The sequence below is a fragment of the Xanthomonas sp. WCS2018Noco2-27 genome (assembly GCF_031843525.1).
Lineage (GTDB): Bacteria > Pseudomonadota > Gammaproteobacteria > Xanthomonadales > Xanthomonadaceae > Xanthomonas.
In genome coordinates, this window is the sequence record NZ_JAVTIK010000001.1 from 1,130,781 (window position 1) to 1,155,926 (window position 25,146).

Annotated in this window: 24 protein-coding genes and 1 pseudogene; 24 read left to right on the forward strand and 1 reads right to left on the reverse strand. The window is 63.0% G+C overall.

The genetic code is table 11. From position 1 onward, the window contains the following. Nucleotides 1–111 precede the first annotated feature (111 nt). From RQH86_RS04940 to RQH86_RS04990, 11 genes and pseudogenes are all read left to right on the forward strand, one after another. Nucleotides 112–1,221, forward strand: a complete 1,110-nt coding sequence (locus RQH86_RS04940) for a DegT/DnrJ/EryC1/StrS family aminotransferase (RefSeq protein ID WP_115561984.1) — start codon at nt 112–114, stop codon at nt 1,219–1,221. Nucleotides 1,222–1,285: 64 nt separating this feature from the next. After that, complete coding sequence (locus RQH86_RS04945) at nt 1,286–1,510, forward strand: acyl carrier protein (protein WP_055854478.1); 225 nt, start codon at nt 1,286–1,288, stop codon at nt 1,508–1,510. A gap of 5 nt (nt 1,511–1,515) precedes the next feature. Then, nucleotides 1,516–2,556, forward strand: coding sequence for a ketoacyl-ACP synthase III (locus tag RQH86_RS04950; RefSeq protein WP_311240110.1), 1,041 nt, complete (start codon nt 1,516–1,518; stop codon nt 2,554–2,556). After that, nucleotides 2,553–3,326, forward strand: coding sequence for an SDR family oxidoreductase (locus RQH86_RS04955; RefSeq protein WP_311240109.1), 774 nt, complete (start codon nt 2,553–2,555; stop codon nt 3,324–3,326). Before RQH86_RS04950 ends, RQH86_RS04955 begins: the two co-directional genes overlap by 4 nt. Continuing rightward, nucleotides 3,323–4,075: an SDR family oxidoreductase gene (locus RQH86_RS04960; protein ID WP_311240108.1), complete on the forward strand. Its 753-nt coding sequence runs from the start codon at nt 3,323–3,325 to the stop codon at nt 4,073–4,075. Before RQH86_RS04955 ends, RQH86_RS04960 begins: the two co-directional genes overlap by 4 nt. Next, nucleotides 4,075–4,725 (forward strand): acetyltransferase, encoded by a 651-nt coding sequence (locus RQH86_RS04965; protein ID WP_311240107.1) that lies wholly within the window; start codon nt 4,075–4,077, stop codon nt 4,723–4,725. Before RQH86_RS04960 ends, RQH86_RS04965 begins: the two co-directional genes overlap by 1 nt. A 3-nt stretch (nt 4,726–4,728) precedes the next feature. Next, the gene (locus RQH86_RS04970; protein ID WP_311240106.1) at nt 4,729–5,874 is read left to right on the forward strand and encodes a Rieske 2Fe-2S domain-containing protein; all 1,146 of its coding nucleotides are present in this window, start codon (nt 4,729–4,731) and stop codon (nt 5,872–5,874) included. Then, nucleotides 5,864–6,487, forward strand: coding sequence for a UDP-3-O-(3-hydroxymyristoyl)glucosamine N-acyltransferase (locus RQH86_RS04975; RefSeq protein WP_311240105.1), 624 nt, complete (start codon nt 5,864–5,866; stop codon nt 6,485–6,487). The genes RQH86_RS04970 and RQH86_RS04975 overlap by 11 nt, the downstream gene beginning before the upstream one ends. Before the next feature lie 31 nt (nt 6,488–6,518). Continuing rightward, nucleotides 6,519–7,460, forward strand: a complete 942-nt coding sequence (locus tag RQH86_RS04980; RefSeq protein ID WP_311240104.1) for a hypothetical protein — start codon at nt 6,519–6,521, stop codon at nt 7,458–7,460. A 19-nt stretch (nt 7,461–7,479) separates the two neighbouring features. After that, nucleotides 7,480–7,545 (forward strand): annotated as a pseudogene (locus RQH86_RS04985) (UDP-3-O-(3-hydroxymyristoyl)glucosamine N-acyltransferase); the annotation flags it as partial. 81 nt (nt 7,546–7,626) lie between these two features. Next, nucleotides 7,627–9,150: an FkbM family methyltransferase gene (locus RQH86_RS04990; protein WP_311240103.1), complete on the forward strand. Its 1,524-nt coding sequence runs from the start codon at nt 7,627–7,629 to the stop codon at nt 9,148–9,150. A 182-nt stretch (nt 9,151–9,332) separates the two neighbouring features. Here RQH86_RS04990 and RQH86_RS04995 read toward each other — a convergent pair whose 3' ends face one another. Continuing rightward, on the reverse strand, nt 9,333–10,643 hold the full coding sequence (locus RQH86_RS04995) for an FkbM family methyltransferase (protein ID WP_311240102.1): 1,311 nt from the start codon (nt 10,641–10,643) through the stop codon (nt 9,333–9,335). A 461-nt stretch (nt 10,644–11,104) separates the two neighbouring features. Between RQH86_RS04995 and RQH86_RS05000 the strand changes: the two genes are divergently transcribed. From RQH86_RS05000 to RQH86_RS05060, 13 genes are all read left to right on the forward strand, one after another. Next, the gene (locus RQH86_RS05000; RefSeq protein ID WP_311240116.1) at nt 11,105–14,602 is read left to right on the forward strand and encodes a glycosyltransferase; all 3,498 of its coding nucleotides are present in this window, start codon (nt 11,105–11,107) and stop codon (nt 14,600–14,602) included. Nucleotides 14,603–15,246: 644 nt separating this feature from the next. Further along, nucleotides 15,247–15,618, forward strand: coding sequence for a flagellar hook-basal body complex protein FliE (gene fliE / locus RQH86_RS05005; RefSeq protein WP_055854604.1), 372 nt, complete (start codon nt 15,247–15,249; stop codon nt 15,616–15,618). Between the two features lie 13 nt (nt 15,619–15,631). Then, nucleotides 15,632–17,356 carry a flagellar basal-body MS-ring/collar protein FliF gene (gene fliF / locus RQH86_RS05010; RefSeq protein WP_055854505.1) on the forward strand — a complete coding sequence of 575 codons (1,725 nt, stop codon included), beginning with the start codon at nt 15,632–15,634 and terminating at the stop codon, nt 17,354–17,356. A gap of 10 nt (nt 17,357–17,366) precedes the next feature. Beyond that, nucleotides 17,367–18,356 (forward strand): flagellar motor switch protein FliG, encoded by a 990-nt coding sequence (fliG, locus tag RQH86_RS05015; RefSeq protein ID WP_055854507.1) that lies wholly within the window; start codon nt 17,367–17,369, stop codon nt 18,354–18,356. Next, nucleotides 18,353–18,973, forward strand: coding sequence for a FliH/SctL family protein (locus RQH86_RS05020; RefSeq protein WP_055854509.1), 621 nt, complete (start codon nt 18,353–18,355; stop codon nt 18,971–18,973). The genes fliG and RQH86_RS05020 overlap by 4 nt, the downstream gene beginning before the upstream one ends. Next, nucleotides 18,970–20,346: a flagellar protein export ATPase FliI gene (gene fliI / locus RQH86_RS05025; protein ID WP_005997126.1), complete on the forward strand. Its 1,377-nt coding sequence runs from the start codon at nt 18,970–18,972 to the stop codon at nt 20,344–20,346. Before RQH86_RS05020 ends, fliI begins: the two co-directional genes overlap by 4 nt. A 3-nt stretch (nt 20,347–20,349) precedes the next feature. Beyond that, a complete protein-coding gene (fliJ, locus tag RQH86_RS05030) occupies nt 20,350–20,805 on the forward strand; it encodes a flagellar export protein FliJ (protein ID WP_115512919.1) in 456 nt (151 codons plus the stop codon). Beyond that, entirely contained in the window at nt 20,802–22,079 is a 1,278-nt protein-coding gene (locus tag RQH86_RS05035; protein WP_311240101.1) for a flagellar hook-length control protein FliK, read from the forward strand. Before fliJ ends, RQH86_RS05035 begins: the two co-directional genes overlap by 4 nt. A 165-nt stretch (nt 22,080–22,244) precedes the next feature. Then, nucleotides 22,245–22,796, forward strand: a complete 552-nt coding sequence (locus RQH86_RS05040; protein ID WP_193552442.1) for a flagellar basal body-associated FliL family protein — start codon at nt 22,245–22,247, stop codon at nt 22,794–22,796. A 9-nt stretch (nt 22,797–22,805) separates the two neighbouring features. Beyond that, the gene (gene fliM, locus RQH86_RS05045; protein WP_005996003.1) at nt 22,806–23,819 is read left to right on the forward strand and encodes a flagellar motor switch protein FliM; all 1,014 of its coding nucleotides are present in this window, start codon (nt 22,806–22,808) and stop codon (nt 23,817–23,819) included. Beyond that, entirely contained in the window at nt 23,816–24,154 is a 339-nt protein-coding gene (gene fliN, locus RQH86_RS05050) for a flagellar motor switch protein FliN (RefSeq protein WP_055854516.1), read from the forward strand. Before fliM ends, fliN begins: the two co-directional genes overlap by 4 nt. Then, complete coding sequence (gene fliO / locus RQH86_RS05055) at nt 24,151–24,558, forward strand: flagellar biosynthetic protein FliO (RefSeq protein ID WP_055854519.1); 408 nt, start codon at nt 24,151–24,153, stop codon at nt 24,556–24,558. The genes fliN and fliO overlap by 4 nt, the downstream gene beginning before the upstream one ends. Nucleotide 24,559: 1 nt before the next feature. Further along, nucleotides 24,560–25,146 (forward strand): flagellar biosynthetic protein FliP (locus tag RQH86_RS05060; RefSeq protein ID WP_311260725.1); only part of this gene is annotated, 587 nt, incomplete at its 3' end.

Genomic DNA, 25,146 nt, shown 5'->3' on the forward strand with positions numbered 1-25,146 from the left:
CACCGCTCCGCCAGCGCCCGCTGGCATAGCGCTTGCTTCAACAGGATCACTCCGTCCGCAGCCACCGGTTGCGGCGGAATCCCGACATTCACCCGTCCCAGCGAGGCATTGATGCCCATCCCCGTCACCAGTCCGCTGCTGCCGCCGCTGGAAGACTTTCTGCCGTATCTGGAACGGATCTGGACCAGTCGCATCCTCAGCAACGGCGGCGAGATGCACCGTGCGCTCGAGCAGGCGCTGTGCGACTACCTGGGCGTGCCGCATCTGGCCCTGTTGACCAACGGCACAACCGCGTTGATCACCGCCTTGCAGGCGCTGCGCATCACCGGCGAAGTCATCACCACGCCCTACTCCTTCGTGGCCACGGCGCACTCGTTGCTGTGGAAGAGCATCACCCCGGTGTTCGTGGATATCGACCCGGTGACGCTCAACATGGACCCGTCCAAGATCGAGGCGGCCATCACCCCGCAGACCACCGCGATCATGCCGGTGCACTGCTATGGCACCGCGTGCGACACCACTGCGATCACGCGCATCGCCGACATCTACAACCTCAAGGTGATCTACGACGCGGCGCATGCGTTCGGCGTGCGCGATGACGGCGGCTCGATCCTGCGTCACGGCGACCTGAGCGTGTTGAGCTTTCATGCCACCAAGGTGTTCAATACTTTCGAAGGCGGCGCCATCGTGTGCCCTGATGAGAGAACCTATCAACGCATCGGGCATCTGAAAAATTTCGGCTTCGTCGACGAAACCACGGTGGTCGCACCGGGCATCAACGGCAAGATGAATGAGATCAGCGCCGCGTTCGGCCTGCTGCAACTCAAGCACATCGACGAGGCCATTGCGCAACGCGGCGCCATCGACGCGCAGTACCGGCAGCGGCTGAGCGCAGTGCGCGGCATCCGCTGCGTGGCATCGCCACAGCATTCCAGCGCCAATCACGCGTATTTTCCGATCCTGGTGCAGGACGACTACCCGCTGTCGCGCGATGCGTTGTATCAGTTGATGCGCGAACACGGCATCCTGGTACGGCGTTACTTCTATCCGTTGATCAGCGACTTCCCGATGTATCGCGCCCTGCCCTCGTCGGCGCCGGCGTGGTTGCCGGTGGCGCGCTCGGTGGCCGCGCAGGTGTTGTGCCTGCCGATCTTTCCCGGCTTGCACAGCGACCAGGTCGACACCATCGCCGACCTGATCGCCGGCGCACAGGCAACATGATCGCAAGACGCTGCACCTGCATTTCAGACTCCCATCTCTTCAACAGGCAACCAGGCGAGATCGCATGACCCAGGCAACATTTATCGAGAACTTCCTCTCCGCCACCGACTTCCAGGAACCGGTGGAGGTCACGCTGGAGACCGTGCTGCTGGAATTGCCGGAGTGGGATTCGCTGGCCGCGCTGGGCGTGATCGTCATGTTCGACATGGAATACGGCAAGACCATCACCGGCGAACATCTCACCACCGCCGTCACCGTGGGCGATCTCTACAAACTCACCGAGGCGTAAGCACCATGCCGACCTCCACGCTGCACAACGTCCGCTTTGCCGGCATGGCGACCTGCGTGCCCAAGCGGGTCGTGTCCAATCTCACCGACTGCCGGCCGCAGATCCGCTCCGAACGCGAGCGGCTGGTGCGCAACATCGGCATCGAGACGCGCCGTATGGCCTCGGAGTGGCAGTGCTTTTCGGACCTGGCCTTCGATGCGACGGAAGTGCTGCTGGACAAGCTGCAGTGGAAGCGCGAAGAGATCGACGCACTGATCGTGGTGACGCAATCGCCGGACTATCCGATTCCGGCCACCGCCATCATCCTGCAGGACCGGCTGGGCCTATCGCATGCCACGGTCGCGTTCGACGTCAATCTGGGCTGCTCGGCCTACCCATTCGGCATCAACCTGCTCGGCTCGATGATCGCTGCCGGCGGCGTCAAAAAGGGACTGCTGCTGGTGGGCGACCGTAGCGCGAACCTGGAAGACCCGATCTTCTCGGACTCTGGCACCGCCACCGCGCTGGAGTTCAGTGCCGATGCGCCGCCAATGTATTTCGACCTCAACAGCGATGGCAGCGGCTATAAGGCGATCATCCTGCCGGTGGGCGGTCAACGCGAACCGGTTGCCATGCAGCACCTGATGCCTTATCGGGAAAACGAGAAGGATCGCTGGCACCGGGCCACCGATTTACAACTCGATGGCACCGCCGTGCTCAGCTTCTCGACCCAGCGCATTCCTCCCGCAGTCGAAAAATTAATCGCCTATGCCGCTGTAAGCAAGGATGACATCGATTACTTCGTGTTCCATCAAGCCAACCGGATGATCAACGAGACCATTCGCAAGAAGCTCGGCCTGCCGGTGGAAAAAGTCCCCTCCACCCTGCGCGACTTCGGCAACACCAGCGGTGCCTCGCTGCCGGTGACGATGACCGCGCGCATCAATAAGGAACTCGAATCTGGCCCCAAGCGTGTCCTTCTTTCAGGCTTCGGGATCGGCTTGTCTTGGGGTACCTGCCTGATTGATATCGAAGGCGCGATGTTTCCAGAGTTGATCGAGTCGTGAATACCGCCGTCGATCCGAACGACCCGTTCTCGTTGCAGGGCAAACGCATCCTGGTCACCGGTGCATCGTCAGGCATCGGACGACAGATCGCGCTGAGCTGCGCGCAGATCGGCGCACAACTGGTCATCAGCGGCCGCGACGAAAGCCGCCTGGCCGAGACCTTCGCCACACTTGAAGGCACAGGGCATGAGCAGGTGATCGCCAACCTGGACAAGCAGGAGGACATCGACCATCTCGTGGCGTCGGTCGGTGTCCTAGATGGCGTCGCACACGCGGCCGGTATCGCCCGGCTAGCACCATTCCGGATGATCAACCGCGCGCAACTGGACGAAACCTTCGCCAGTAATGTCTATGCACCGCTGCTATTGACGCGCGGCCTGCTGGCGAAAAAGCGCATCAACGCCAAAGGCTCGATCCTATTTATCTCGGCGGTGGGTTCGCACGTCGGCCCGGTGGCCACTGCCGCCTACTCCGCCAGCAAGGCGGCCCTGCTCGGCGCAATGCGCACTCTGGCACTGGAAGTGGCCAAGCACGGTATCCGCGCCAACTGCATCGCCCCCGGCTACGTACGCACGCCAATGCTCGACGGCCTCAACCAGAGCGGTGGCAACATCGACGAGCACGCCAAACAGACACCGCTGGGACTGGGCGAACCGGAAGACGTGGCTTACGCGGCGGTGTTTTATCTGTCCGACGCAAGTCGCTGGGTTACCCGCAACTACTTCGTCGTAGATGGTGGCCTGACCGTGCCGATGGATATCTACGCATGAGCAATCCGACTCGCAACGCCTTTTCCCTGACGGGCAAGACCATCCTGGTCACCGGCGCATCATCCGGCCTTGGCCAGGAAATCGCACTGACCTGCGCACGGCGCGGCGCGCGCTTGGTGATCAGCGGTCGCGATCCCGAGCGTCTGCAGCAAACCCATGCGCAACTGGCAGGCGACGGGCATGTGCAGGTGCAGGCCGACCTGACTGTTGCGGAGGATCGGGAGCGCCTGGTGCAAGCCAGCCAGCGCATCGACGGCGTAGTGCACTGCTTCGGCGGGCAGATGCTGTCGCCGATCCGCCAGCTGAAGGAAGAACTGATGACGCGTATGTACCAGGTGCATTTCCTTGCACCGGTCATGCTGACGCAGCGTCTGCTGCAAGCCAATGCCATTAATGCGCAAGGCTCACTCGTGTTCATGCTGTCCACCTCCGCGCATATTGGTACACGCGGCGTGGGGCCGTATTCGGCAATGAAGTCCGGCCTGCTGGGCATTATCCGGTGCTTAGCTCTGGAACAAGCGAGGCACCGCGTGAGAGTCAACGGGATTTCGCCATCGGTCGTGCCCACTCCGCGCCTTTGGGGTGAGGACAACGAGCTCAACGAACCGCTGAATCAACAACGCGTGCGCCATCCACTGGGTCTGGGCACACCGCAAGATGTCGCCAACGCTGCGGTCTACCTGCTGTCCGACGCCAGCCGCTGGGTCACCGGCACCAGCCTGGTCATGGACGGCGGGGCGGTGCTCTGATGGAACGCGTCCTCATCATCGGCGCCAGCGGCTGGGGCCGCGAAGTCCTGGAGCAAATGCGTAACGATGCCGGGCATGGCAAGGACTGGCTGATCGGCGGGTTCCTGGACAGCCGTACCGATATCCTAGACAGCTACGGTGTCGACACACCGATCATCGGCGATCCGATGAGCTACCTGCCACAGCCTGACGATGTATTCGTCTGTGCGATGGGCAATCCCTACGACCGCCACCGCTACGCTCTGCCGATCCTCGAAAAAGGCGGACGGTTCATTCCAATCTGTACCGACGTCCGCCTGGGCAGGCGGGTGCAGTTCGGCCAGGGCTGCTTCTTTGGCCTGATGGTCCATTCCGGGCCAGACGTGCGTATCGGAGACTTTGTCACAATCCATGCCCAGAGCATGCTCGGGCACGACGTCCGCATCGGTGACTACGTGCACGTAGGCGCAATGGCATTCATGGGCGGCGGCGTACAGATTGGAGACTTCGTCACCGTGCACCCGCGCGCCACCCTGATGCCAGGCGTCAAGGTCGGCGACGGCGCGGTCATCGGAGCCGGCGCGGTGGTACTGAAGGACGTACCGGCCGGTGCCACGGTGTTCGGCAATCCGGCCAAAATTATTTTCCACAAAAACATACCAACAGACTGATCCATGCGCTCCCGGATGCACCCCAAGTATTACTTGTCGCAGGAAATCTTCGAGCGCGAGCAGCGCAAGATCTTCCGTCGGGTTTGGTTGTTTGCAGGGCTCAAGACACTGCTGCGGGAAAACAACTGCTTCATCACCCGCAAGATCGCGGGGATTCCTGTCGTGATCCAGAACTTCCACGGCCAAATCCGTGCGTTCGAGAACGTCTGCCTCCACCGCAGTGCACTGATTCAAACCGGTGCTATCGGTTGCCGGCCTTTGGTGTGCCCCTACCACGCCTGGAGTTACGACGAACAAGGCCGGGTAAAGAACATCCCGGACTGCGACGCGATCTATCGCCTGGACACTAGTGAAAAGGACAACTTGAAGCTGCGCGAATTCTCACTGCGCGCCATCGGCAACCTGCTGTTCGTCAACCTCGGCCCCAACCCAATGCCAATCGAGGAACAGTTTTCGGCAGACTTCATCGCCTTGCTGGAAAGTAGTTCCAACGCCTATGACACTGAGGTCATGGTCACCACATGGCGTGGCCGGTACAACTGGAAACTCGCTTACGAAAATCTTCGGGATGCCAATCATCCGCGCTTCGTCCACCCGAAGACCCTAGCCAAGAGTGTCAGCTTCGTTGCAGAGGTAGACGAAGAACAAGCCAAAGAGTCGATGGACGCTTTGCAAGACAGCTCGCCCGCTGCCTTGAGGCGCGAAATGCGCCGCTTCAGTTTCGGTGGCCCGGACGCACCCATACCCGACCTTAAGCACTTCGGCTGGCACGATAAAGTGGAACGCTGGGGCGAGCAGGATGCCTACTTCAACTGGTTAGCCTTCCCGAACATGCATATCGCCAGTTCCAACGGCGGCTATTCTTTCACCCTGGAACACCATATCCCCGTTGCGCCGGACACGACCGATTTGGAAATCTATTGGTTTAGCGCGCGCAGGAAACAGCCTTACGGTTCTTCCAGCCAAGTACTGCTGACACAGATGCATGGCAGCAAGGTAGTGGTGGGCGAAGACGTGGACATCATGGAGCGGGTGCAGTCCGCGTTGCACACAGATGCGCCTCTGCCCACCCAGGGCGCCTATGAATCCATGAATCGCCTGGTCGAACGCTGGTACACGGCGCTGATGGAAACCGAACATGAGATCTAGGTGGATCATCGGCAGCAGCGCATACCTCGACCTGGCGTTTCACGCCTGGAAGCAGGCGCGTCAGGACGAGACGGTCATTCGGATCGAAGTGCCACAAGACTCGGAACACGAATTCGATCCTGGCGTGCTGGATGGACTGAATCCGACCGACGGGGCCATGTTCGTGGCGTTCGACGAACGCTTCGGCAACTTCAAGCGCATGGAGCTGATGCAACTGGCGATGACGCGCGGCTTTAGCCTGGAGCCTTTCGTCAGCACGTCGGCCGTGGTCGCCGCAGATGCAGTGATCGGCCGCAACTGCTTCATCGGCGACGGCGTGGTGGTCGGCGCAGGCAGCCGCATCGACTACAACACCGTATTGCATAGCGGGGTCAAGATCGGCGCTGGCGTGCATCTGCGCCCCTCATGTTGGTGCGACATCGGCGTCAGCATTGGCCAGGGCACGGAAATTGGCGCGCACGCCATTCTGCGTATGGGAGCAGTGGTCAGCCCTGGCGTCCGGATCGGCCGCTACTGCGAATTGGGCTGGCCACGACTGTATGACCGGGACGTGCCCAGCCGCACGGTGTACGACACCCGTTATGACGAACCCATCCTGGTCTACGGACATTAACGGAGGAGCCGGGCTGCACGGCTATCGCAAAATGAAAACCAACTACATATTCCTCTCCGGCATGGAGAAATGCGGGACCACGCCCCTCGCCGGCTGGCTGACCGGAAACGGGATCGCACAATATCTGGTCGAGGACATCAAGGAACCGCATGGCTACCTGATTCCGGGCACACAGCCGCAACTGCCCGCACCGGCGCAACTGCCTTGGCTGGATGCAAGCGTCGGCTACTCCCACAGCCCTTATGCGATCTCGCGGCTACCCGAACATGGCACCCGGATCGTGCTATGCCTGCGCAATCCCTTCGAGCGGACCTGGAGCTCCTACCGCATGAAGAAGATCAACGCCCTCCAGGAGAACGAGTCGCTGGCGCTTTCCGACAGTTACCTGAAGACCTCTAGAACCACCACGACCCGGGATGGGACGCGACTGCCAAAGATCACCGCGTCCACTATCTACCAGGAACAGAAGAACCTTCACATACGCATGTTCCCCCGAGTTTCCTCTGGTTACGTAGAGCATCATTTCGATGCCGAAATCGATAGACTCCGACTAGGAGACTTCGCAAGCCGGCTGGACTACGAAGCAGCGTTCGTGATGACTCGCCGGAGCTTTCCCTTCATGTCTGTCCTGGTGTCGAGCTTCTACTACACCGGCATTAAGAGCTTTCTCGATCGGTACCGCCCGGAAGACCTGATCCTGGTCTCACTCGACAAGCTGAAAGAGGAGGCGAACCGCGCGAAGTTCCTGTTAAGGCTGATCGGCGAGGTACCTGAGACGGATGACGTAACGTTTGGCTTTTCCAGCCGCGACCTGCCCTTCGATGAGCAGGACCCCGACTTCGACGCAGCGAAGTTCGACTCGCTTCGGACAGCGTTGTCCTACGATTTACATCAGTACTCAGACCTACTGGCCGCGCGCGGTGTGGCCACCGACCTGCTGGACTGGGACGACCTACGCCGGCACCTGCGCTAGCAGCTAGCACGCTTTGGCAACCGTCCTGCGGACCGGCGCCATCGTGCGCGGGGGCGTCAAAGGGGAACGAAGCTGCGAACTTGGCTGACCGCGTGTCTACAGCGAGGACGTGCCTGCCAAGACCTACTTCGACGCTGGCACGACACCCCCTTTATAGATACGAGAGATGACGTTCATGAACTCGAGAAATGAGCAGCTTCGCCAACGGATTCTACGTATTGCGGAGCAGGAGCACCCTGCACTCGAGGATGTCATTGCGCGCCTACCCGCAATTGCCAACCGCCCCGTATTCCTCATCGCCCCCGAGTCCTATGCAGGCATAGTGCATGGTCCCAGGGTCGTTGCCGACCTGCACCATGTTGTTGCCGCAATTGATGACCAAAGCATCCACCTGGACCGCATTCATGGCGCGCCGCGCTGGAGCAGTCAGGAGTTTCTTGCCAAGGCGGGGCAGTATGCCGATGCGATCGCTATCGATTTCTCTTGCAGCGCGCGCGGACGGGCGTTTGCAGATGACCTCTGCACCAGCGCGGGCATTGAGCAACTGAGCATTGCGCCTTCCTTGGATCCGCTGATCCCACGTTTCGAGCAGCGTCCTCTCTTTCTGCTCCAACCACGCTCGGGCATTGGCAATATTTATGGCCCACAGATCGTCCAGCACCCAAGCCATATCATTGCCGCCGTTGATGACCAATCAAGCGACAGCGACACAGTTCATGGGGTGCCGCGTTGGAGTTTGCGCCAATTCATCGAACAAGCGGCCCAGCATCCCCAGGCATTGGCCATCGATTTTTCTTGCGCTCCAGGAGAATCAGGCTTGGCCCGCAAGCTCTGCGAGCAAGCAGGCATTGAAAGGGTAGACGCCTGCCTGGCCGTTGCGCACTGTGGGCTGGCCGCCGTATACGAACCTGCCCAGGTATACCGTCAGCGGACGCTTTTGCGCCTGGACGAATTTCTGCGTTTTGCGGATAGACTGGACGACGATTTCAGCGTTTTAACGCTCTACAGCAACCTACTGTTCCGCCTGACCTACGATTCCAGCCTCCTGTTGGACTGCTGGGCTACGCCGATCAACGAGTACTTTTCAAAATACGCAGATAGCAGCACATTCCAGCTAGGCCAGCATGAACATTTTTGCGATGGCGGTGCCTTCCAGGGTCCCATCGTCCATAAGTTTCTAGAAGCATCCCGCTATCGCTACGAAAGCATCACCGCCTTTGAACCCGATAGCCTCAACTTCCAGAAACTGGAGAGTATCGCGAGCGCCCTCCCCCTTTCCCCATACAATTTCAAGGCCATAAAAAAAGCCATCTCCAACGAACATACGACGCTGCGCTTCGAGGAGACCGGCACCGTTGCCAGCCATGTATCGCTGGATGGCGGAATCTCCGTGACTAGTACACGTCTGGACGATGAGTTGGAAAAGCTGACGCTACTGAAGTTGGACATCGAAGGGTTTGAAGCCAGGGCACTCGAAGGCGCATCTCACCTTATCCGTACCCAGCGCCCCCGCATGGCTATTTGTGTCTACCACTACGCCCAGGATTTACTGGATATCGTGGAACAACTGGACAAATTGGTGGATAACTATCACTTCCGTCTACGCCAACACTCTCCCGGCCACTACTACGACCTCGTTTTGTATGCATCGCCCGTCGCCGGTGCCGCACCGCCGCCCTGGGCGGAGTGAGGCCAGGAAAATTTGCGGCTTGGAGAGGTAGAGCAATGACTGACGCCCGCCAAATCTCTCTATTCAACTCAGCTTCTCCTGAATCCCCGAAAATATTGGACTCTCTGAAAAGCATAGGGCCGTCACGACGCCCCCCGCAGCAGACTGGGATTGAGAAATCTCGCAGATTACTCAGCGCCCCCCTAAAAACAATATAAGACCGTTGCATCAGGGCATAGACGATTGTGCTGGCGAAAGCCAAGCATATAACCCTTGTCCGTTTCGCTAACAAAATCTGTCAGTGTCAGCAGATCTTCAGGCTTGTGATAGATAGAAATAGCCATTTTGGGTCGATTTCTCTCAATTGTTTCTCGCGCACCATGCAGCGCCTTGAGTTCGGAACCCTCTATTTCCAACTTGATAAATGTTGCCGTTCTTTCGGTAGCATCGTCAATGGTCGTAACAGGCACGGTTACCGATACATTATCTTCAAGTGATTTTTCATATATATGACCAATAATGTTGGAATCCAATAAGTGAGCGGTTTGTGGCTGAATGGGTCCAGAGGCTTCGAAGCCAGGAACGACTTGCCCTGGATTAAACCTGAGGGTTACATTGCTATCCCATAAACCTTTTTCATGCAGAACGATAGAAGAGGCCAAAGGCTTGAGGTATTGATCCTGCAGCAAATTAAGGCGCGTCCGAATCAATTGGTTATTACTAGAGGATGGTTCAAAAGAGTGGATCCGCTTGAACTGACCTTTACATGCGCGCAAGAAGCCCTCTATGGTATCGCCGTTAAAAGCGCCACCATCCACATATACCTCTTGATCACTGAAGCTCAAAAATTGACGATTAGTGGAGTAGGCATTTAGGCTGGAGCCATTCCCACCAAAACCTACCGCGCACGCTTCGAGATAGAATGGATTCAAAGTCAAACGATAAAGAAGTATACACAACCATGTAGAGCGCGAGTATTCATCGACCAGTTTATTGGAAACATCCACAAGACGATCAAGGTCTTTGATGGCAGCGCTGAAGAATTCGTAGCCATACCAAAAGAATCTGCCAACCTCACCATTACGATCAACATTGCATGATTCGAGCAATTGCAGAAATTGCAGAGGAAGAAGTGTATGCAAGCCCCATTGATCAGCGATTTTAGTGAAGTGCTGAAAGCCCGTTGCGCCTGGTGTCAGTATACAAGAAACGACATCCGACCGACCCGCAGCCAACCCCACCCAGGCATCCGAGCTGATGACAGGTATCCCAAATATTTGTTCCTGACGTTCATGCAAGAAGTCGTCGACAATCGCAACGACGTTGGCAGACCTAGCCAAGACGCGAATTTCCGCCCTACATCCCGACCCGCATATAATAAATCTTTGATTCTCGAGAAAATCTTTCGGCGTTTTATCGAACCAGGCAGGAAAAAGTCCGTTCGGTCTCGCAAGCGAATCCCGCAATTCAAAAATTTCTCTGACGAGTTGCTGGTGAGAAAAGAATGGATACATGGAATTTGAGACTCAGCTAATGTTAAAAATGAACCTAACACGAAGCTCACTTTAACGTCAAAAATTTATCCATCCATAAATTCGCAGGCGACGCAACGTGCGACTAGGCGCATGCAGCCAGGAGTTCTTAAGACTAAGGCCTCAGGGTGTATAGAAGTACCACTCCGTATCACCGGCAAAGCTCACTCGCCAAGTACTGCTGACCGGAGCGGCCGCATAATGTTGCATCGATATAGGCCGGAGACTCCACGACCGACATCGCGCCGTCGCGACACTTTTAGCCCACCAAACGCATCCGCACGCGAAGCGGTTGTTCCTGCGGGAATGACCTCCGCCGGGAGGCCGCGCGAGGCATGTATTTTGCATCTCAAGCCAAATCGGTCTCGTCTGTTGCTCAGGCACCCACCAACCTTGAACATGGTGAATTTTGCATGACTTCCACCACCCTCGTCAGCATCGTCATGCCGACCTACAAGCCGCGCTACTTTGAGCAGGCGCTGGACAGCGTACTGGCGCAGACCTACACGGCGCTGGAGCTGGTGATCTGCGACGACAACGGAGATGGCGCGATTGCGGCGTTGCTGGAACCCAGGCTAGCGGATGCCACATTCCCGATCCGCTATCACCGCAATCCGTCGCGGCTAGGCGAACTCGGCAGCACCCTCAAGGGCATCGGCCTGGCACAAGGCGAGTACGTCAAGTTCCTGCATGACGACGATGTGCTTGAGCCGGACTGCATTGAGCAGTTGGTGGCGGCGATCGAGCGCAATCCGGGCACGGCGATGGCATCGTCGCGTCGGTTGCGCATCGACGACGACGGTGCGCCGTTGCCGGACATCCTGGCCACCTGCTTTCCGTTTGCCGACGATGCGTTGATCGATGGGCCGGAGCTGGTGTCGTTCCTGGCGGACCACACCATCAACTTCATCGGCGAGCCGAGTTGCGTGCTGTGTCGGCACGCCGATCTGCTGGCCATGGGCGCCGACTTGATGTCGTTGAACGGTAAGCCGATTCATTGGGTCGGCGACCTGGCGATCTACGTCAAGCTGCTGCGCCACGGCAACCTGGCGCTGCTGTCCAGGCCGCTCACGCACTTTCGGGTGTCCAACGCGCAGTTCAGCCAGGCCGGTCGTAATCAGCCCGGCATCGGCGACCAGGGCCACGAGGATCTGCGCCAGGGCATCCGCCAGCTGGGTTGGCGGCGCGAGACCGGCGACAACCGGCAGGTGCGGGTTGCGCCGCTCAGCCCGCACAAGGCGCGGGTGTTCAAGTCGGTGGATCTGGTCAATGCGCTGATGCAAAGCGCCGGCATGGCCGAGCGGGTGTCGCCGGCCACCTGGCTGGGCGTGCGACACCCCAGCAATGTGCAGCGTGCGTTGATCGATGCCCGCCTGCAGGCGCAGGCCGGCGGGCCACGCATTGCAGTGATGCTGATCGACCGCGATGGCGATGCCGCCGCAGTGGCCGCAACCCAGGCCAGCATCGATGCGGTGGCCTGCTATCGACATCAGCAGACCTGGGTGGTCAGCAGCGCACCGCACCAGCTGGCCGAGCACGGCGAGCATGGGGTATTGATTGGCGAGGCGGGTCTGGTGGCCTCACTCAACCAGGCCATTGCAAGGCAACAGGATGTCGATTGGGTGGTGCTGGTGGATGCCGGCAGTGTCTTTACGACCAGCGGCCTGACGATGTTGGCGCTGGGCATGATCGAGCTGCCCGAGCAGTGCCAGGCGGTCTATGCGGACGAAGTGGTCGCGCTGGACACAGCGCAGCTTGGGCTGGCGTTGCGGCCGGCGCTGTATCTGGATGGGCTGTTGAGTGCGCCGTCCACGCTGTCGCGGCACTGGCTGTTCCGCCGCAGCAGCCTGGTGGCCGACGGCGGTTTTCCGGCGGACCTTGGGCAGGCCTTCGAACTCGGCTATCAGCTTGGCTTGGTCGAGCGTTACGGCCTGGCCTGCGTGCAGCACATCGCCGAGCCCTTGTTGGTGGCCGCGGCCCAGACCCGGCACACCGATGCGGACGCGCGACATGCCATTGCCCGCCATCTGGCCGCGCGCGGGTATGCGGACGCGCGCGTGCACAGTGCCGGCCCTGGTCGGCATGCGGTGGATTACCAACATGCCCAGCAGCCGCTGGTCAGCATCCTGGTGCTGGTCGATGGCCGTTTGCCGCAGGTGCAGCGCTGCCTGGAAAGCATCCTGGCCAACACGACCTACCCGCATTACGAAGTGCTGCTGCTGGATCGCGCCAGCAGCGCACCGGATCTGCGCGATTGGCTGGCCGGCATCGAAGCGCTGGGCATGCAGCAGATCCGCGTGCTGCGCTTTGCCGCCGAGCCTGCGCGTGAAGCGGTCTGCAACGCGGCCGCCGAGCATGCTCGTGGGGACGTGCTGCTGTGGCTGTCGGCCGGCGCTGCGGTGATGAAGGCCGATTGGCTGGAGCAACTGCTCAACCATGCACTCCGCCCGGAGGTGGGCGCGGTGGCGGGCAAGTTGTTGCGCGGCGACGGCACCGTGCATCACGCCGGTCTGCTGCTGGGCCTGGGGGCACCGGCCGCGCGCGCGTTCGAAGGCAGTGCCTTCGACGAATCCGGCTATCTGCAGCGCCTGCAGCTGGATCAGAACTACACCGCCTTGAGCGGCGAGTGCCTGATGCTGCCGCGCCAGCTATTTATCGACGCAGGCGGCTTTGCGCTGGAGCCGGCACTGGCGCAGTGGAGCGATGTCGACCTGTGCCTGCGCCTGCACCAGGCCGGGTACCTGAATGTGTTTGCCGCGCGCGCGCAGCTGTTGATCGACCCACCCGAGCAGACGCCTGCCACTGCGCTGGACGAAGAGGCGATGTACGCGCGTTGGTTGCCGGTGATGGCCAACGACCCGGCCTACAACCCGGGGTTTTCGCTGGACCCCGGCGCCGGCTTTGCGCTGGCCGACCCGCGCGCCAGCTGGCGGCCGTTGCAGTCGTGGCGGCCGCTACCGAGCGTGATCGCACTGCCGGCCGATATCGAAGGCTGCGGACACTACCGGGTGATCCAGCCGTTGCGCGCCCTGCGCGAGGCCGGGCTGGCCGAGGGCGTGCTGTTCAACGGCTATCTGGAGATCAGCGAGCTGGCGCGTCAGGATCCCGACGTGGTGATCCTGCAACGCCAGGTGGGCGAAGCGCGGCTGGAGGCGATGCGGCGCATGAAGGCGTTGTCGCGTGCGTTCAAGGTCTACGAGCTGGACGATTACCTGCCCAACCTGCCGCTGAAAAATACCCATCGCGCGCAGATGCCCAAGGACATTCTCAAGACCGTGCGGCGCGGGCTGGGCCTGGTGGACCGCTTTGTGGTGTCAACGCCTGCGCTGGCCGAAGCGTTTGCCGGGCTGCACAGCGATATCCGCGTGGCCGAAAACCGCCTGCCGCCGCATTGGTGGGCGGCGTTGCCGGAGCGCAACGTCCGCCACGGCGGCAAGCCGCGGATCGGTTGGGCCGGCGGCGCCAGCCATACCGGCGACCTGGAACTGATCGCCGATGTGGTGCGCGAGCTGGCCGACGAGGTCGAATGGGTGTTCATGGGGATGTACCCGTTCGCGCTGCGCCAGCATGTGCACCAGTTCCAGCCCGGCGTGCCGATCGATCACTACCCGGCCGCGCTGGCCGCGCTGGATCTGGATCTGGCGCTGGCACCGGTGGAGCAAAACCTGTTCAACGAGTGCAAAAGTAATCTGCGACTCTTGGAGTACGGCGCCTGCGGTTATCCGGTGATCGCCAGCGACGTGCGTTGCTACCAGGGCAACCTGCCGGTGACGCTGGTGAAAAACCGCTACCGCGACTGGATCGGTGCCATCCGCGAGCACCTGGCCGACCCGGCCGCTTCAGCAGCGAAAGGCGCAGCATTGCGCGAGGCAGTGTGCCGCGACTGGATGTTGAGCGGCAGCCATCTGGACACCTGGCGAGCCGCCTGGTTGCCGAACTAGCGCGGGGACGCTGCTTCAGCGTTCTCCCGCTTGCGTTGAAACGGATGCGTGGCTGTGTGTGAATTGACGGTGGTGCCCTCATCCGGCGCTGCGCGCCACCTTCTCCCGCCAGCGGGAGAAGGGAAAGCCTGGCTGCACGCAACTGGTCGGTTGCACGCGACTGGTTGGCTGCGCGCGACTGGTCGGTTGCACTGCAACTGGTCGCCTACCGGCTCCTCCCCCACTTGCGGGGGAAGGTGCCCAAAGGGCGGATAAGGGGCGTGCGTCCACACTCCGGCGCCGCGCGTTGCTCTGCCTGCAGCCGCGTGGCAGTTGACGTGTGCCCTCATCCGGCGCTGCGCGCCACCTTCTCCCGCCAGCGGGAGAAGGGAAAGCCTGGCTGCACGCGACTGGTCGATTGCACGCGACTAGTTGGCTGCACGCGACTGGTTGGCTGCGCGCAACTGGTCGGTTGCACTGCAACTGATCGCCCAGCAGCTCCCTTCCCTCGCTTGCGGGGGAAGGTGCCCGAAGGGCGGATGGGGGCGATCTCGCTGCAACGTTCCCGCCGACAGGCGCGACAGGAATGCCCCGTGCCGGAATCCCGGCGCGATTTCGGCACGCCGCTTGCATTGGTGTGGATGCCTCCCTGGCTGACCGCACCCATGAGCGACTCCGTTACCTCGATTCTTTCGCAGATCCGCAGCTACCAGACTCAGATGGGCCAAGGCCCGATGGGTGCGGTGGGCGATGCGGCGCGCGGCAATCAGATCCAGGGATTGGCTGGCGCACAGGGAACGCCGGCAACCCAGGCGCCCAGCTTCAGCGAGACCTTGCGCGGCGCCATCGGCGGCGTCAACGAGGCCCAGCAGAAGTCCGGCGCGCTGGCCAAAGCATTCGAAATGGGCGACCCCAGTGCCGATCTGGCACGGGTCATGGTCGCCTCCCAGCAATCACAGGTGGCCTTCCGCGCCACTGTCGAAGTCCGCAACCGTCTCGTCCAGGCTTATCAGGACGTCATGAACATGCCGCTGTAAAGGTCGAACACCCATGGCACTCGCAATCAGCAGAGAAAACATGAACCAGAACGCCGAAAAGGCGGGCCAGTGGTTCGACCGTGTCCGTAGCCTGCAGATCACCCGCAAGCTGACCATGATGGCGATGATCGCCCTGGCGGTGGGTGCCGGCCTGGCGGTGTTTTTCTGGTCGCAGCAGCCGGGCTATCAGTCGCTGTACACCGGCCTGGACGAAAAGGGCAATGCCGAGGCGGCCGACCTGCTGCGCACCGCGCAGATCCCGTTCAAGATCGACCAGGGCACCGGCGCCATCTCGGTACCGCAGGACCGTCTGTACGACGCGCGCCTGAAGCTGGCCGGCTCCGGCCTGACCGGTAAGGAGACCGGCGGCGGTTTCGAGCTGATGGAAAAGGACCCGGGCTTCGGCGTCAGCCAGTTCGTGGAAAACGCCCGCTACCAGCACGCGCTGGAAACCGAACTCTCGCGCACCATCAGCACCCTGCGTCCGGTACGCGAGGCGCGGGTGCATCTGGCCATTCCCAAGCCCAGCGCCTTCACCCGTCAGCGTGACGTCGCCAGCGCCTCGGTGGTGCTGGAGTTGCGCGGTGGCCAAGGCCTGGAGCGCAACCAGGTAGATGCCATCGTCAATTTGGTGGCGTCCAGCATCCCGGACATGACCCCGGAGCGGGTGACCGTGGTCGACCAGAGCGGCCGCATGCTCTCCATTGCCGACCCCAACAGCGACGCCGCCCAGCACGCCGCCCAGTTCGAACAGGTGCGTCGCCAGGAAAGCTCCTATAACCAGCGCATCCGCGAGTTGCTGGAACCGATGACCGGCCCGGGCCGGGTCAACCCGGAAGTCAGCGTGGATATGGACTTCTCGGTGGTCGAAGAAGCGCGCGAGCTCTATAACGGCGAGCCGGCCAAGCTGCGCAGCGAGCAGGTCAGCGACAGCAGCACCAGCGCCACCGGCCCGCAGGGTCCTCCGGGCGCCACCAGCAACAGCCCCGGCCAGCCGCCGGCTCCGGCCGTCGCCGGTGCGCCGGGCACCCCGGCCGCCGCCAACGGCCAGGCCGCAGCGCCGGCCGCACCGACCGAAAGTTCCAAGAGCGCCACCCGCAATTACGAATTGGACCGAACCTTGCAACACACCCGTCAGCCGGCCGGCCGCATCAAGCGGGTGTCGGTGGCGGTGCTGCTGGACAACGTCCCGCGCCCCGGTGCCAAGGGCAAGATGGTCGAGCAGCCGCTCACCGCCGCCGAGCTCACCCGCATCGAGGGCCTGGTCAAGCAGGCGGTAGGCTTTGATGCGGCACGTGGCGACACGGTGTCGGTGATGAATGCCCCGTTTGTGCGGGAAGCGGTTGCGGGCGAGGAAGGCCCCAAGTGGTGGGAAGACCCGCGCGTGCAGAACGGTCTGCGCCTGCTGGTCGGTGCGGTGGTGGTGCTGGCGCTGCTGTTCGGCGTGGTACGCCCCACCCTGCGTCAACTCACCGGCGTGACCGCGATCAAGGAAAAACACCGCAAGGGCGGCAACGATGGCACTCCACAGAGCGCCGACGTGCGGATGGTCAACGAAGACAACGACCTGATGCCCGGCCTGGAAGAAGACACCGCGCAGATCGGTCAGGAACGCAAGACCCCGATCGCCCTGCCGGATGCCTACGAAGAGCGCATGCGCGTGGCGCGCGAAGCAGTCAAAGCCGATTCAAAACGTGTCGCACAAGTCGTAAAGGGATGGGTCGCCAGTGAAGCCTGAAACACAACCGATGACTGGAGTGCAGCGCGCCGCGGTGCTGTTGCTGTCGCTGGGTGAAAGCGATGCTGCCGAAGTGCTCAAGCACATGGACCCCAAGGAAGTGCAGAAGATCGGCATCGCCATGGCCACCATGACCGGCATTTCGCGCGATCAGGTCGAGAAGGTGATGGACGACTTCAACGGCGAACTGGCCGGCAAGACCTCGCTGGGCGTGGGTGCCGACGACTACATCCGTAACGTGCTGATCCAGGCGCTGGGCGCCGACAAGGCCGGCGGCCTGATCGACCGCATCCTGCTGGGCCGCAACACCACCGGCCTGGATACCCTGAAATGGATGGACCCGCGCGCGGTCGCCGACCTGGTGCGCAACGAACACCCGCAGATCATCGCCATCGTGATGGCGCATCTGGATAGCGACCAGGCCGCAGAGGCGCTGAAGCTGCTGCCCGAGCGCACCCGCGCCGACGTGCTGCTGCGCATCGCCACCCTGGACGGCATTCCGCCGAATGCGCTGAGCGAGCTCAACGACATCATGGAGCGCCAATTTGCCGGCAACCAGAACCTGAAGTCGTCCAACGTGGGCGGCATCAAGGTGGCGGCCAACATCCTCAACTTTCTGGACACCGGCCCGGAGCAAGGCGTGCTGGGCGAGATCGGCAAGATCGACGCCGACCTGGCCAGCAAGATCCAGGACCTGATGTTCGTGTTCGACAACCTGGTGGACCTGGACGACCGCGGCCTGCAGACGCTGTTGCGCGAAGTCTCCGGCGAGCGCCTGGGCCTGGCCCTGCGCGGTGCCGACACCAAGGTGCGCGAAAAGATCACCCGCAACATGTCCCAGCGCGCTGCCGAGATCCTGATCGAAGACATGGAAGCGCGTGGCCCGGTGCGCCTGGCCGACGTGGAAGCGGCGCAGAAGGAAATCCTCACCATCGTCCGCCGTCTGGCTGACGAAGGCGCCATCAGCCTCGGCGGCGCCGGTGCGGAGGCCATGGTATGAACGACGTGGTCACCCGCTGGCTGGCCCCCGACCTGCACATGGCCCTGGCCGCGCCGGAACCGGAGTTCGACGAACCGGCCGTGTACGAGCCGGTGCTGCGCCCGCCGACCCTGGAAGAAATCCAGGCCATCGAAGACGCCGCCCAGCAGGAAGGCTTTGCCCGCGGCCATGCCGAAGGCTTTGCCCAGGGCCAGTCCGAGGTGCGCCGTTTGACCGCGCAGATCGACGGCATCCTGGACAACTTCACCCGCCCGCTGGCGCGACTGGAAAACGAAGTGGTCGGCGCGCTCGGCGAGCTGGCCGTGCGCATCGCCGGTCAGCTGGTCGGGCGTGCCTACCAGGTCGAACCGCAACTGCTGGCCGACCTGGTCGGCGAAGCCGTGGATGCGGTCGGCGGCGCCGGCCGCGAGGTCGAAGTGCGCCTGCACCCGGACGACATCACCGCGCTGCTGCCGCATCTGGCGCCCAGCAGCACCACCCGCGTGGCCCCGGACATGAGCCTGAGCCGCGGCGACCTGCGCGTGCACGCCGAAAGCGTACGCGTGGACGGCACCCTGGAAGCGCGCCTGCGGGCCGCGCTGGAGACAGTCATGCGCAAATCCGGAGCGGGCCTGTGAGCGCCCTGTTCGGCGCCACCCCGGCCGATTGGCTGGATGCACGCAATCTGCGCCTGGCCACCCGGCTGGGCACGCTTGGTCTGGAACCCACCGCCGGCCGCACGTTGATCCGCGAAGGCATCCTGCGCCGCGCCGTCGGCCTGACCCTGGAAGCCACCGGCTGCGAAGCGCCGATGGGCGCCACCTGCAAGGTCGAAGTCGATGGCGGCTGGGTGGATGCCGAAGTGGTCGGCTTTGCCGGCGAACGTACCTATCTGATGCCCAGCGCCGAACTGCACGGCCTGCTGCCCAACGCCCGCGTGGTGCCCTCGCGGCGCCGCGGTGGCGTGGAAGTGGGCGAAGGCCTGCTCGGCCGCGTCATCGACAGCGATGGCACCCCGCTGGACGGCAAAGGCCCGATCCGCGGCGAAGGCAGCGTCAGCATGGCCGGCATGTCGATCAACCCGCTGGCGCGCGAACCAATCACCACCTCGCTGGATGTGGGCGTGCGCGCCATCAACGCCATGCTGCCGATCGGCCGTGGTCAGCGCGTGGGCCTGTTCGCCGGCTCCGGTGTCGGTAAATCGACGCTGCTGGGCATGATGACCCGCTTCACCTCGGCCGACGTCATCGTGGTCGGCCTGATCGGCGAACGTGGCCGCGAAGTACGCGATTTCGTCGAAACCACCCTGGGCGAAGAAGGCCTGCGCCGCGCCGTGGTCGTGGCCGCCCCGGCCGACCGCCCGCCGCTGGCGCGCCTGCATGGCGCCTACCGCGCCACGGCGATTGCCGAATGGTTCCGCGATCAGGGCTTGAACGTATTGTTGCTGATGGATTCGCTGACCCGCTTCGCCCAGGCGCAGCGCGAGATCGGCCTGTCGGTCGGTGAGCCGCCCACCACCCGCGGCTACCCGCCGTCGGTGTTCGCCAAATTGCCGGCGCTGGTGGAACGTGCCGGCAACGGCGCCAAGGGCCGCGGCTCGATTACCGCGTTCTATACCGTGCTGACCGAAGGCGACGACCCGCAGGACCCGATTGCCGACGCCGCCCGCGCCATTCTGGACGGCCATATCCTGCTCTCGCGTCGGGTTGCCGACAGCGGCCTGTACCCGGCCATCGACCTGGAATCGTCGGTCAGCCGCGTGGTGCAGGACATCGCCGACGAACCCTGGCGCCTGCGTATCCGCAAGCTCAAGCGCCTGCTCTCTGCCTACACCGCCAACCGCGACCTGATCGCCATCGGCGCCTACCAGCGCGGCAGCGACCCGGCCACCGACGAAGCATTGGCGCGCTGGCCGGAGATCGTCGAATTCCTTGGCCAGGACGTCCACAAGGCATCGCTGCTGAGCGATAGCCTGTCCGCGCTGCAGCAGCTGGTGGAACCCGAGAATTAATCCATGATGCAGTCCAAGCGAATCGATCCCCTGCTACGGCGGGCACAGGAACAGGAAGACAAGGTCGCCCGCGATCTGGCCGAGCGCCAGCGCACCCTGGAGACCCATCAGTCGCGCCTGGAAGAACTGCGCCGCTACGCCGAGGAATACGCCAACAGCCAGATGGCCGGCACCAGTGCGGTGGCGCTGAGTAACCGCCGCGCCTTTCTGGATCGGCTCGACAGCGCCGTGCTGCAGCAGGCCCAGACCGTGGAAAGCAATATCGCCAAGGTCGAATCCGAGCGCACCCGCCTGCTGCTGGCCAGCCGCGAGAAACAGGTGCTGGAGCAACTGGCCGCCAGCTACCGCGCCCAGGAAAACAAAGTGATCGAACGTCGCGACCAGCGCGAGATGGACGATCTTGGCGCACGCCGCTCGCGCCTGGCGCGGGCCGAAGATACTCACGGAGAATCCGTATGAACCCCCTGTCCGCGTTTGCCGCCGGCCTTGGCGCGCTTGCCAGCACTGGCAAGAAGTCCAGCTACAGCGACCCGTCGTCCGAACAGGACCCGGCGCAGGACCAGTTTGCGCGCATGCTCAATCCGGCCAATACGCCCAACCACGCTCCGCAGCAGGCGCCCGAGCGCGTGCCGGCCAAGCAGCCCGCGGCCAAATCCAGCCAGCCCGACAAGAACCGCGGCGACGACGAACAAAACGATGACGCGCCCGGCGATGCGACCAAGCGCCCGCGCGCCCAGGACGGCGATACCAAGTCTGCGCAGCCCGCCAAGGAACCGACGGCCAAGGACAGCACTACCGCCACCGCAACCGGCAAGAGCGCAACCGCCAGCAAGGACAGCAAGGACGCCCCCACCGATGCCGCTGCGCCGACCGAGGCCGGCTGGCCGCCAGCGGGGCTCGGCGGTTTTGGCATGAGCCTGCTGGCCCAGGCGGTACCGGGCGGCGATGTGCTCGCCGCCGCTGCCGCCGCACTGGCCGCCAGTATTGCCAATGCGGCCGGCGCCACGCCGACCGCAACCGCACTGCCGACCGACGCCACCGCACCCACAGCGACTGCTGCCGCAACCGCCGCGAGCGCCCTGCCCGCCCTGGGTGCGCTCGCGCCGGCTGCCGCCGCAGGCGCCAAGCCCACCTCGACCACGGCAGTCAGCGGCGATGCGCAAGCCGCCGCGCTGATGAGCATGGCGGTCAAGGCGCTGGACCCGGCCGACGACACCGCCGCAACGGACGCGCCGGATGCTCCGGCGTTTGTGTTGCCGACCGCCGCGCCTACGCTTACCCGCCTGCAGGACCCGGCGCCGATCTTCGCCGCCTCGCCCACCCCGACCCCGGAGATGGGCAGCGACACCTTCGACGATGCCATCGGCGCCCGCCTGAGCTGGCTGGCCGACCAAAAGATCGGCCACGCGCACATCAAGGTCACCCCGAACGAGATGGGCCCGGTCGAGGTGCGTCTGCATCTGGACGGCGACAAGGTCAACGCCAGCTTCACCGCCGCCAACGCCGACACCCGTCAGGCCTTGGAACAGAGCCTGCCGCGGCTACGCGAAATGCTCGGCCAGAACGGTTTCCAGCTGGGCCAGGCCGATGTCAGCCAGCAACAGCAGAGCCAGACCGGCAACCGCAACGGCGGTGGGCGCGATGGCAACGGCCTCACCCTGGACGACAGCCCGCCCGTCGGAATTCCGTCGGTGGTGTTACGCCAGCGTGGATTGCTGGACGCCTACGCCTGAACCACCGCGCCGGATTCACCCGGCGCGCTGCACAAACGCGTGTCGCACCGACGCTGCGGCCATCCCAACCCCCACGCGGCGCAAGGCTCGTGGGGGTTTTTGTGCACGCGTGCCTGCAGTGCCAGGAAACCGTCGCGGTTTTGGCATGCCAATTGCATCCATTGAGTGAGCATTCTCCTGGAGCAGAACGTGGCAGCGGCCAAGAAACCTGAAAAGACCGAAAAGACCGAAGAGAAAGACGAGAAGAAGAAAGGCGGCAAAAAGCCTCTTCTGCTGATCGCCATCGGCGTGGTCGTGCTGGCCGCGGCCGGCGGCGGCGCGTGGTTCTTTCTCGGCCACAAGGGCGATGAAAAAGGCGGCAAGCACGCCGCGCCCAAGGTCGCCGAAGTGCCCAAGCCGGCACAGTATTTTCCGATGGACCCGGCGATCGTGGTCAACCTGGCCGACCCCGGCGACGGCCCGCAGTACCTGCAGGTCGAAGTGCAGCTGGTTACCCGCGACCCGGAAGAACTCAAGCTCATCACCGAAAACGCGCCGGCCATCCGCGCACACCTGTTGATGCTGCTGTCGCAGACCAAGGCCACCGATGTGGCCGATCTGCCCGGCAAGCAGAAGCTGCAGAAGGCCGCGCTGACCGAGGCGCAAAAGGTCATGACCAGCGAAACCGGCAAGAAGTGCGTCGAAGAATTGCTGTTCACCAGTTTCGTTACCCAGTAAGGCCTGCCCATGAGCGTCAGTGATCTGCTTTCCCAGGACGAGATCGATGCCCTGCTGCATGGCGTGGATTCCGGAGCGGTCAATACCGAGCCGGAGCCGTTGCCCGGCGAGGCGCGGCAATATGATCTGTCCAGCCAGGACCGCATCATCCGTGGGCGCATGCCGACCCTGGAGATGGTCAACGAGCGCTTTGCGCGGCTGTGGCGCATCGGTCTGTTCAACCTGATCCGGCGCTCGGCCGACCTGTCGGTGCGCGGCATCGACCTGGTCAAGTTCAACGAGTACATGCACTCGCTGTACGTGCCGACCAACCTCAACCTGATCCGCTTCAAACCGCTGCGCGGCACCGGCCTGATCGTGTTCGAACCCACGCTGGTTTTCACCGTGGTGGATAACTTCTTCGGTGGCGATGGCCGCTTCCACACCCGGATCGAAGGGCGCGAATTCACCGCCACCGAGATGCGCGTGATCCAGCTGATGCTCAAGCAGACCTTTGCCGATCTGAAGGAAGCCTGGGCGCCGGTGATGGAGGTGGACTTCGAGTACATCAACTCCGAGATCAACCCGCACTTCGCCAACATCGTCACCCCGCGCGAGTACGTGGTGGTGTGCCGCTTCCATGTGGAGCTGGAAGGTGGCGGTGGCGAGATCCACATCACCCTGCCGTATTCGATGCTGGAACCGATCCGCGAGCTGCTCGATGCCGGCATCCAGAGCGACCGCAACGACCGCGACGACTCCTGGAACGTGATGCTGCGCGAGCAGCTCAACACCGCCGAGGTGACGCTGTCGAGCGTGCTGGCCAGTAAGCGAATGAGCCTGCGCCAGCTCACCGGTTTGAAGGTCGGCGACATCCTGCCGATCGATCTGCCCGCACAGGTACCGCTGTGCGTGGAAGAAATCCCCATGTTCACCGGTGAATTCGGGGTCTCCAACGGCAACAACGCCGTGAAGATCACCGCCGTCCGCCCGCCCGGCGTGCAAGCCCCGCGTGCCGTTCCATCCCAGGACCCCAGCAAATGATGAACTCCGACATCCTCGACGCCGCGCCCGCCACTTTCGACAACCTGCAGGCCGAGCACGACCACAACGCCACCGACCTCAATCTGGACGTCATCCTGGACGTACCGGTGACGCTATCGCTGGAAGTGGGCCGCGCCCGCATCCCGATCCGCAACCTGCTGCAGCTCAATCAGGGCTCGGTGGTGGAACTGGAACGCGGCGCCGGCGAACCGCTGGACGTGTACGTCAACGGCACCCTGATCGCGCATGGCGAAGTGGTGGTGATCAACGACCGCTTCGGCATCCGCCTGACCGACGTGGTCAGCCCCAGCGAACGGATCCGGAGGCTGCGGTGATCGGCCTGCTGGCTGCCGCCGCGCCCGTCGCGGCCAAGGCCACCCAGGTCGGCGCGCACGCGCCATCCTCGCCCAGCCTGTTTGGCGCGGTCTTTGCATTGCTGTTGGTGCTCGCGCTGATCGTCGGCCTGGGCTGGTTGCTCAAGCGCATGCCCGGCAGCGGTTTCCGCAACAGCGAGGGCCTGCGCGTGGTGACCAGCCTGGCGGTGGGTGCCAAGGAACGCGTGGTGGTGGTGGAGGTGAACGGCCAGCAGCTGCTGCTGGGTGTCACCGCCGGCGGCATCAGCACCTTGCACACCTTGCCCGAACCGCTGCCGCCCACGCCTGCACCCACCCTGCCCAATTTCAAGCAACTCCCCAATTTCGCCCAGCTGCTCGCTCAGAAGCTGCGCAAGGATCCGTGACATGTTCAGTTGTTGGAATCGCTGGGGGCGCGGCCTGCGCCTGATCTTGATCCTGCTGGTGATGAGCTGCCCGCTGCTGGCCGCCGCCACGCCCGCCGCGTTGCCGTCGATGGCGCAGGCCGCCGCGCCCGCTGCCGCACCGGCGGCGGTGCCGCCCGGCTCCAACCAATTACCGACCCTGCCGAACGTGAGCGTCGGCCGCATCGGCGACCAGCCGGTGAGCCTGCCGCTGCAAACCTTGCTGCTGATGACGGCGATCACCCTGCTGCCGTCGATGCTGCTGGTGCTCACCGCCTTTACCCGCATCACCATCGTGCTGGGCCTGCTGCGCCAGGCACTGGGTACCGGCCAGACCCCGTCCAATCAGGTGCTGCTGGGCCTGGCAATGTTTCTGACCGCCCTGGTGATGATGCCGGTGTGGCAAAAGATGTGGGGCGCCGGCCTGCAGCCGTACCTCAACAACCAGATCGATTTTTCCACTGCCTGGACCCTGACCACCCAGCCGCTGCGCGCCTTCATGCTGGCGCAGATCCGCGAAACCGATCTGATGACCTTCGCGGGCATGGCCGGCGACGGTAAATACGCCGG

Bases quoted from the DNA above. Each gene is read 5' to 3' on its own strand.
- RQH86_RS04945 (WP_055854478.1), top strand. From the start codon at position 1,286: ATGACCCAGGCAACATTTATCGAGAACTTCCTCTCCGCCACCGACTTC.
- RQH86_RS05000 (WP_311240116.1), top strand. From the start codon at position 11,105: ATGCCGACCTACAAGCCGCGCTACTTTGAGCAGGCGCTGGACAGCGTA.
- fliG (WP_055854507.1), top strand. From the start codon at position 17,367: ATGACTGGAGTGCAGCGCGCCGCGGTGCTGTTGCTGTCGCTGGGTGAA.
- RQH86_RS04950 (WP_311240110.1), top strand. From the start codon at position 1,516: ATGCCGACCTCCACGCTGCACAACGTCCGCTTTGCCGGCATGGCGACC.
- RQH86_RS04990 (WP_311240103.1), top strand. From the start codon at position 7,627: ATGACGTTCATGAACTCGAGAAATGAGCAGCTTCGCCAACGGATTCTA.
- RQH86_RS04975 (WP_311240105.1), top strand. From the start codon at position 5,864: ATGAGATCTAGGTGGATCATCGGCAGCAGCGCATACCTCGACCTGGCG.
- RQH86_RS04970 (WP_311240106.1), top strand. From the start codon at position 4,729: ATGCGCTCCCGGATGCACCCCAAGTATTACTTGTCGCAGGAAATCTTC.
- RQH86_RS04965 (WP_311240107.1), top strand. From the start codon at position 4,075: ATGGAACGCGTCCTCATCATCGGCGCCAGCGGCTGGGGCCGCGAAGTC.
- fliM (WP_005996003.1), top strand. From the start codon at position 22,806: ATGAGCGTCAGTGATCTGCTTTCCCAGGACGAGATCGATGCCCTGCTG.
- fliF (WP_055854505.1), top strand. From the start codon at position 15,632: ATGGCACTCGCAATCAGCAGAGAAAACATGAACCAGAACGCCGAAAAG.
- fliN (WP_055854516.1), top strand. From the start codon at position 23,816: ATGATGAACTCCGACATCCTCGACGCCGCGCCCGCCACTTTCGACAAC.
- RQH86_RS04940 (WP_115561984.1), top strand. From the start codon at position 112: ATGCCCATCCCCGTCACCAGTCCGCTGCTGCCGCCGCTGGAAGACTTT.
- RQH86_RS05020 (WP_055854509.1), top strand. From the start codon at position 18,353: ATGAACGACGTGGTCACCCGCTGGCTGGCCCCCGACCTGCACATGGCC.
- RQH86_RS04960 (WP_311240108.1), top strand. From the start codon at position 3,323: ATGAGCAATCCGACTCGCAACGCCTTTTCCCTGACGGGCAAGACCATC.
- fliJ (WP_115512919.1), top strand. From the start codon at position 20,350: ATGATGCAGTCCAAGCGAATCGATCCCCTGCTACGGCGGGCACAGGAA.
- RQH86_RS04995 (WP_311240102.1), bottom strand. From the start codon at position 10,643: ATGTATCCATTCTTTTCTCACCAGCAACTCGTCAGAGAAATTTTTGAA.
- RQH86_RS05035 (WP_311240101.1), top strand. From the start codon at position 20,802: ATGAACCCCCTGTCCGCGTTTGCCGCCGGCCTTGGCGCGCTTGCCAGC.
- fliE (WP_055854604.1), top strand. From the start codon at position 15,247: ATGAGCGACTCCGTTACCTCGATTCTTTCGCAGATCCGCAGCTACCAG.
- RQH86_RS04980 (WP_311240104.1), top strand. From the start codon at position 6,519: ATGAAAACCAACTACATATTCCTCTCCGGCATGGAGAAATGCGGGACC.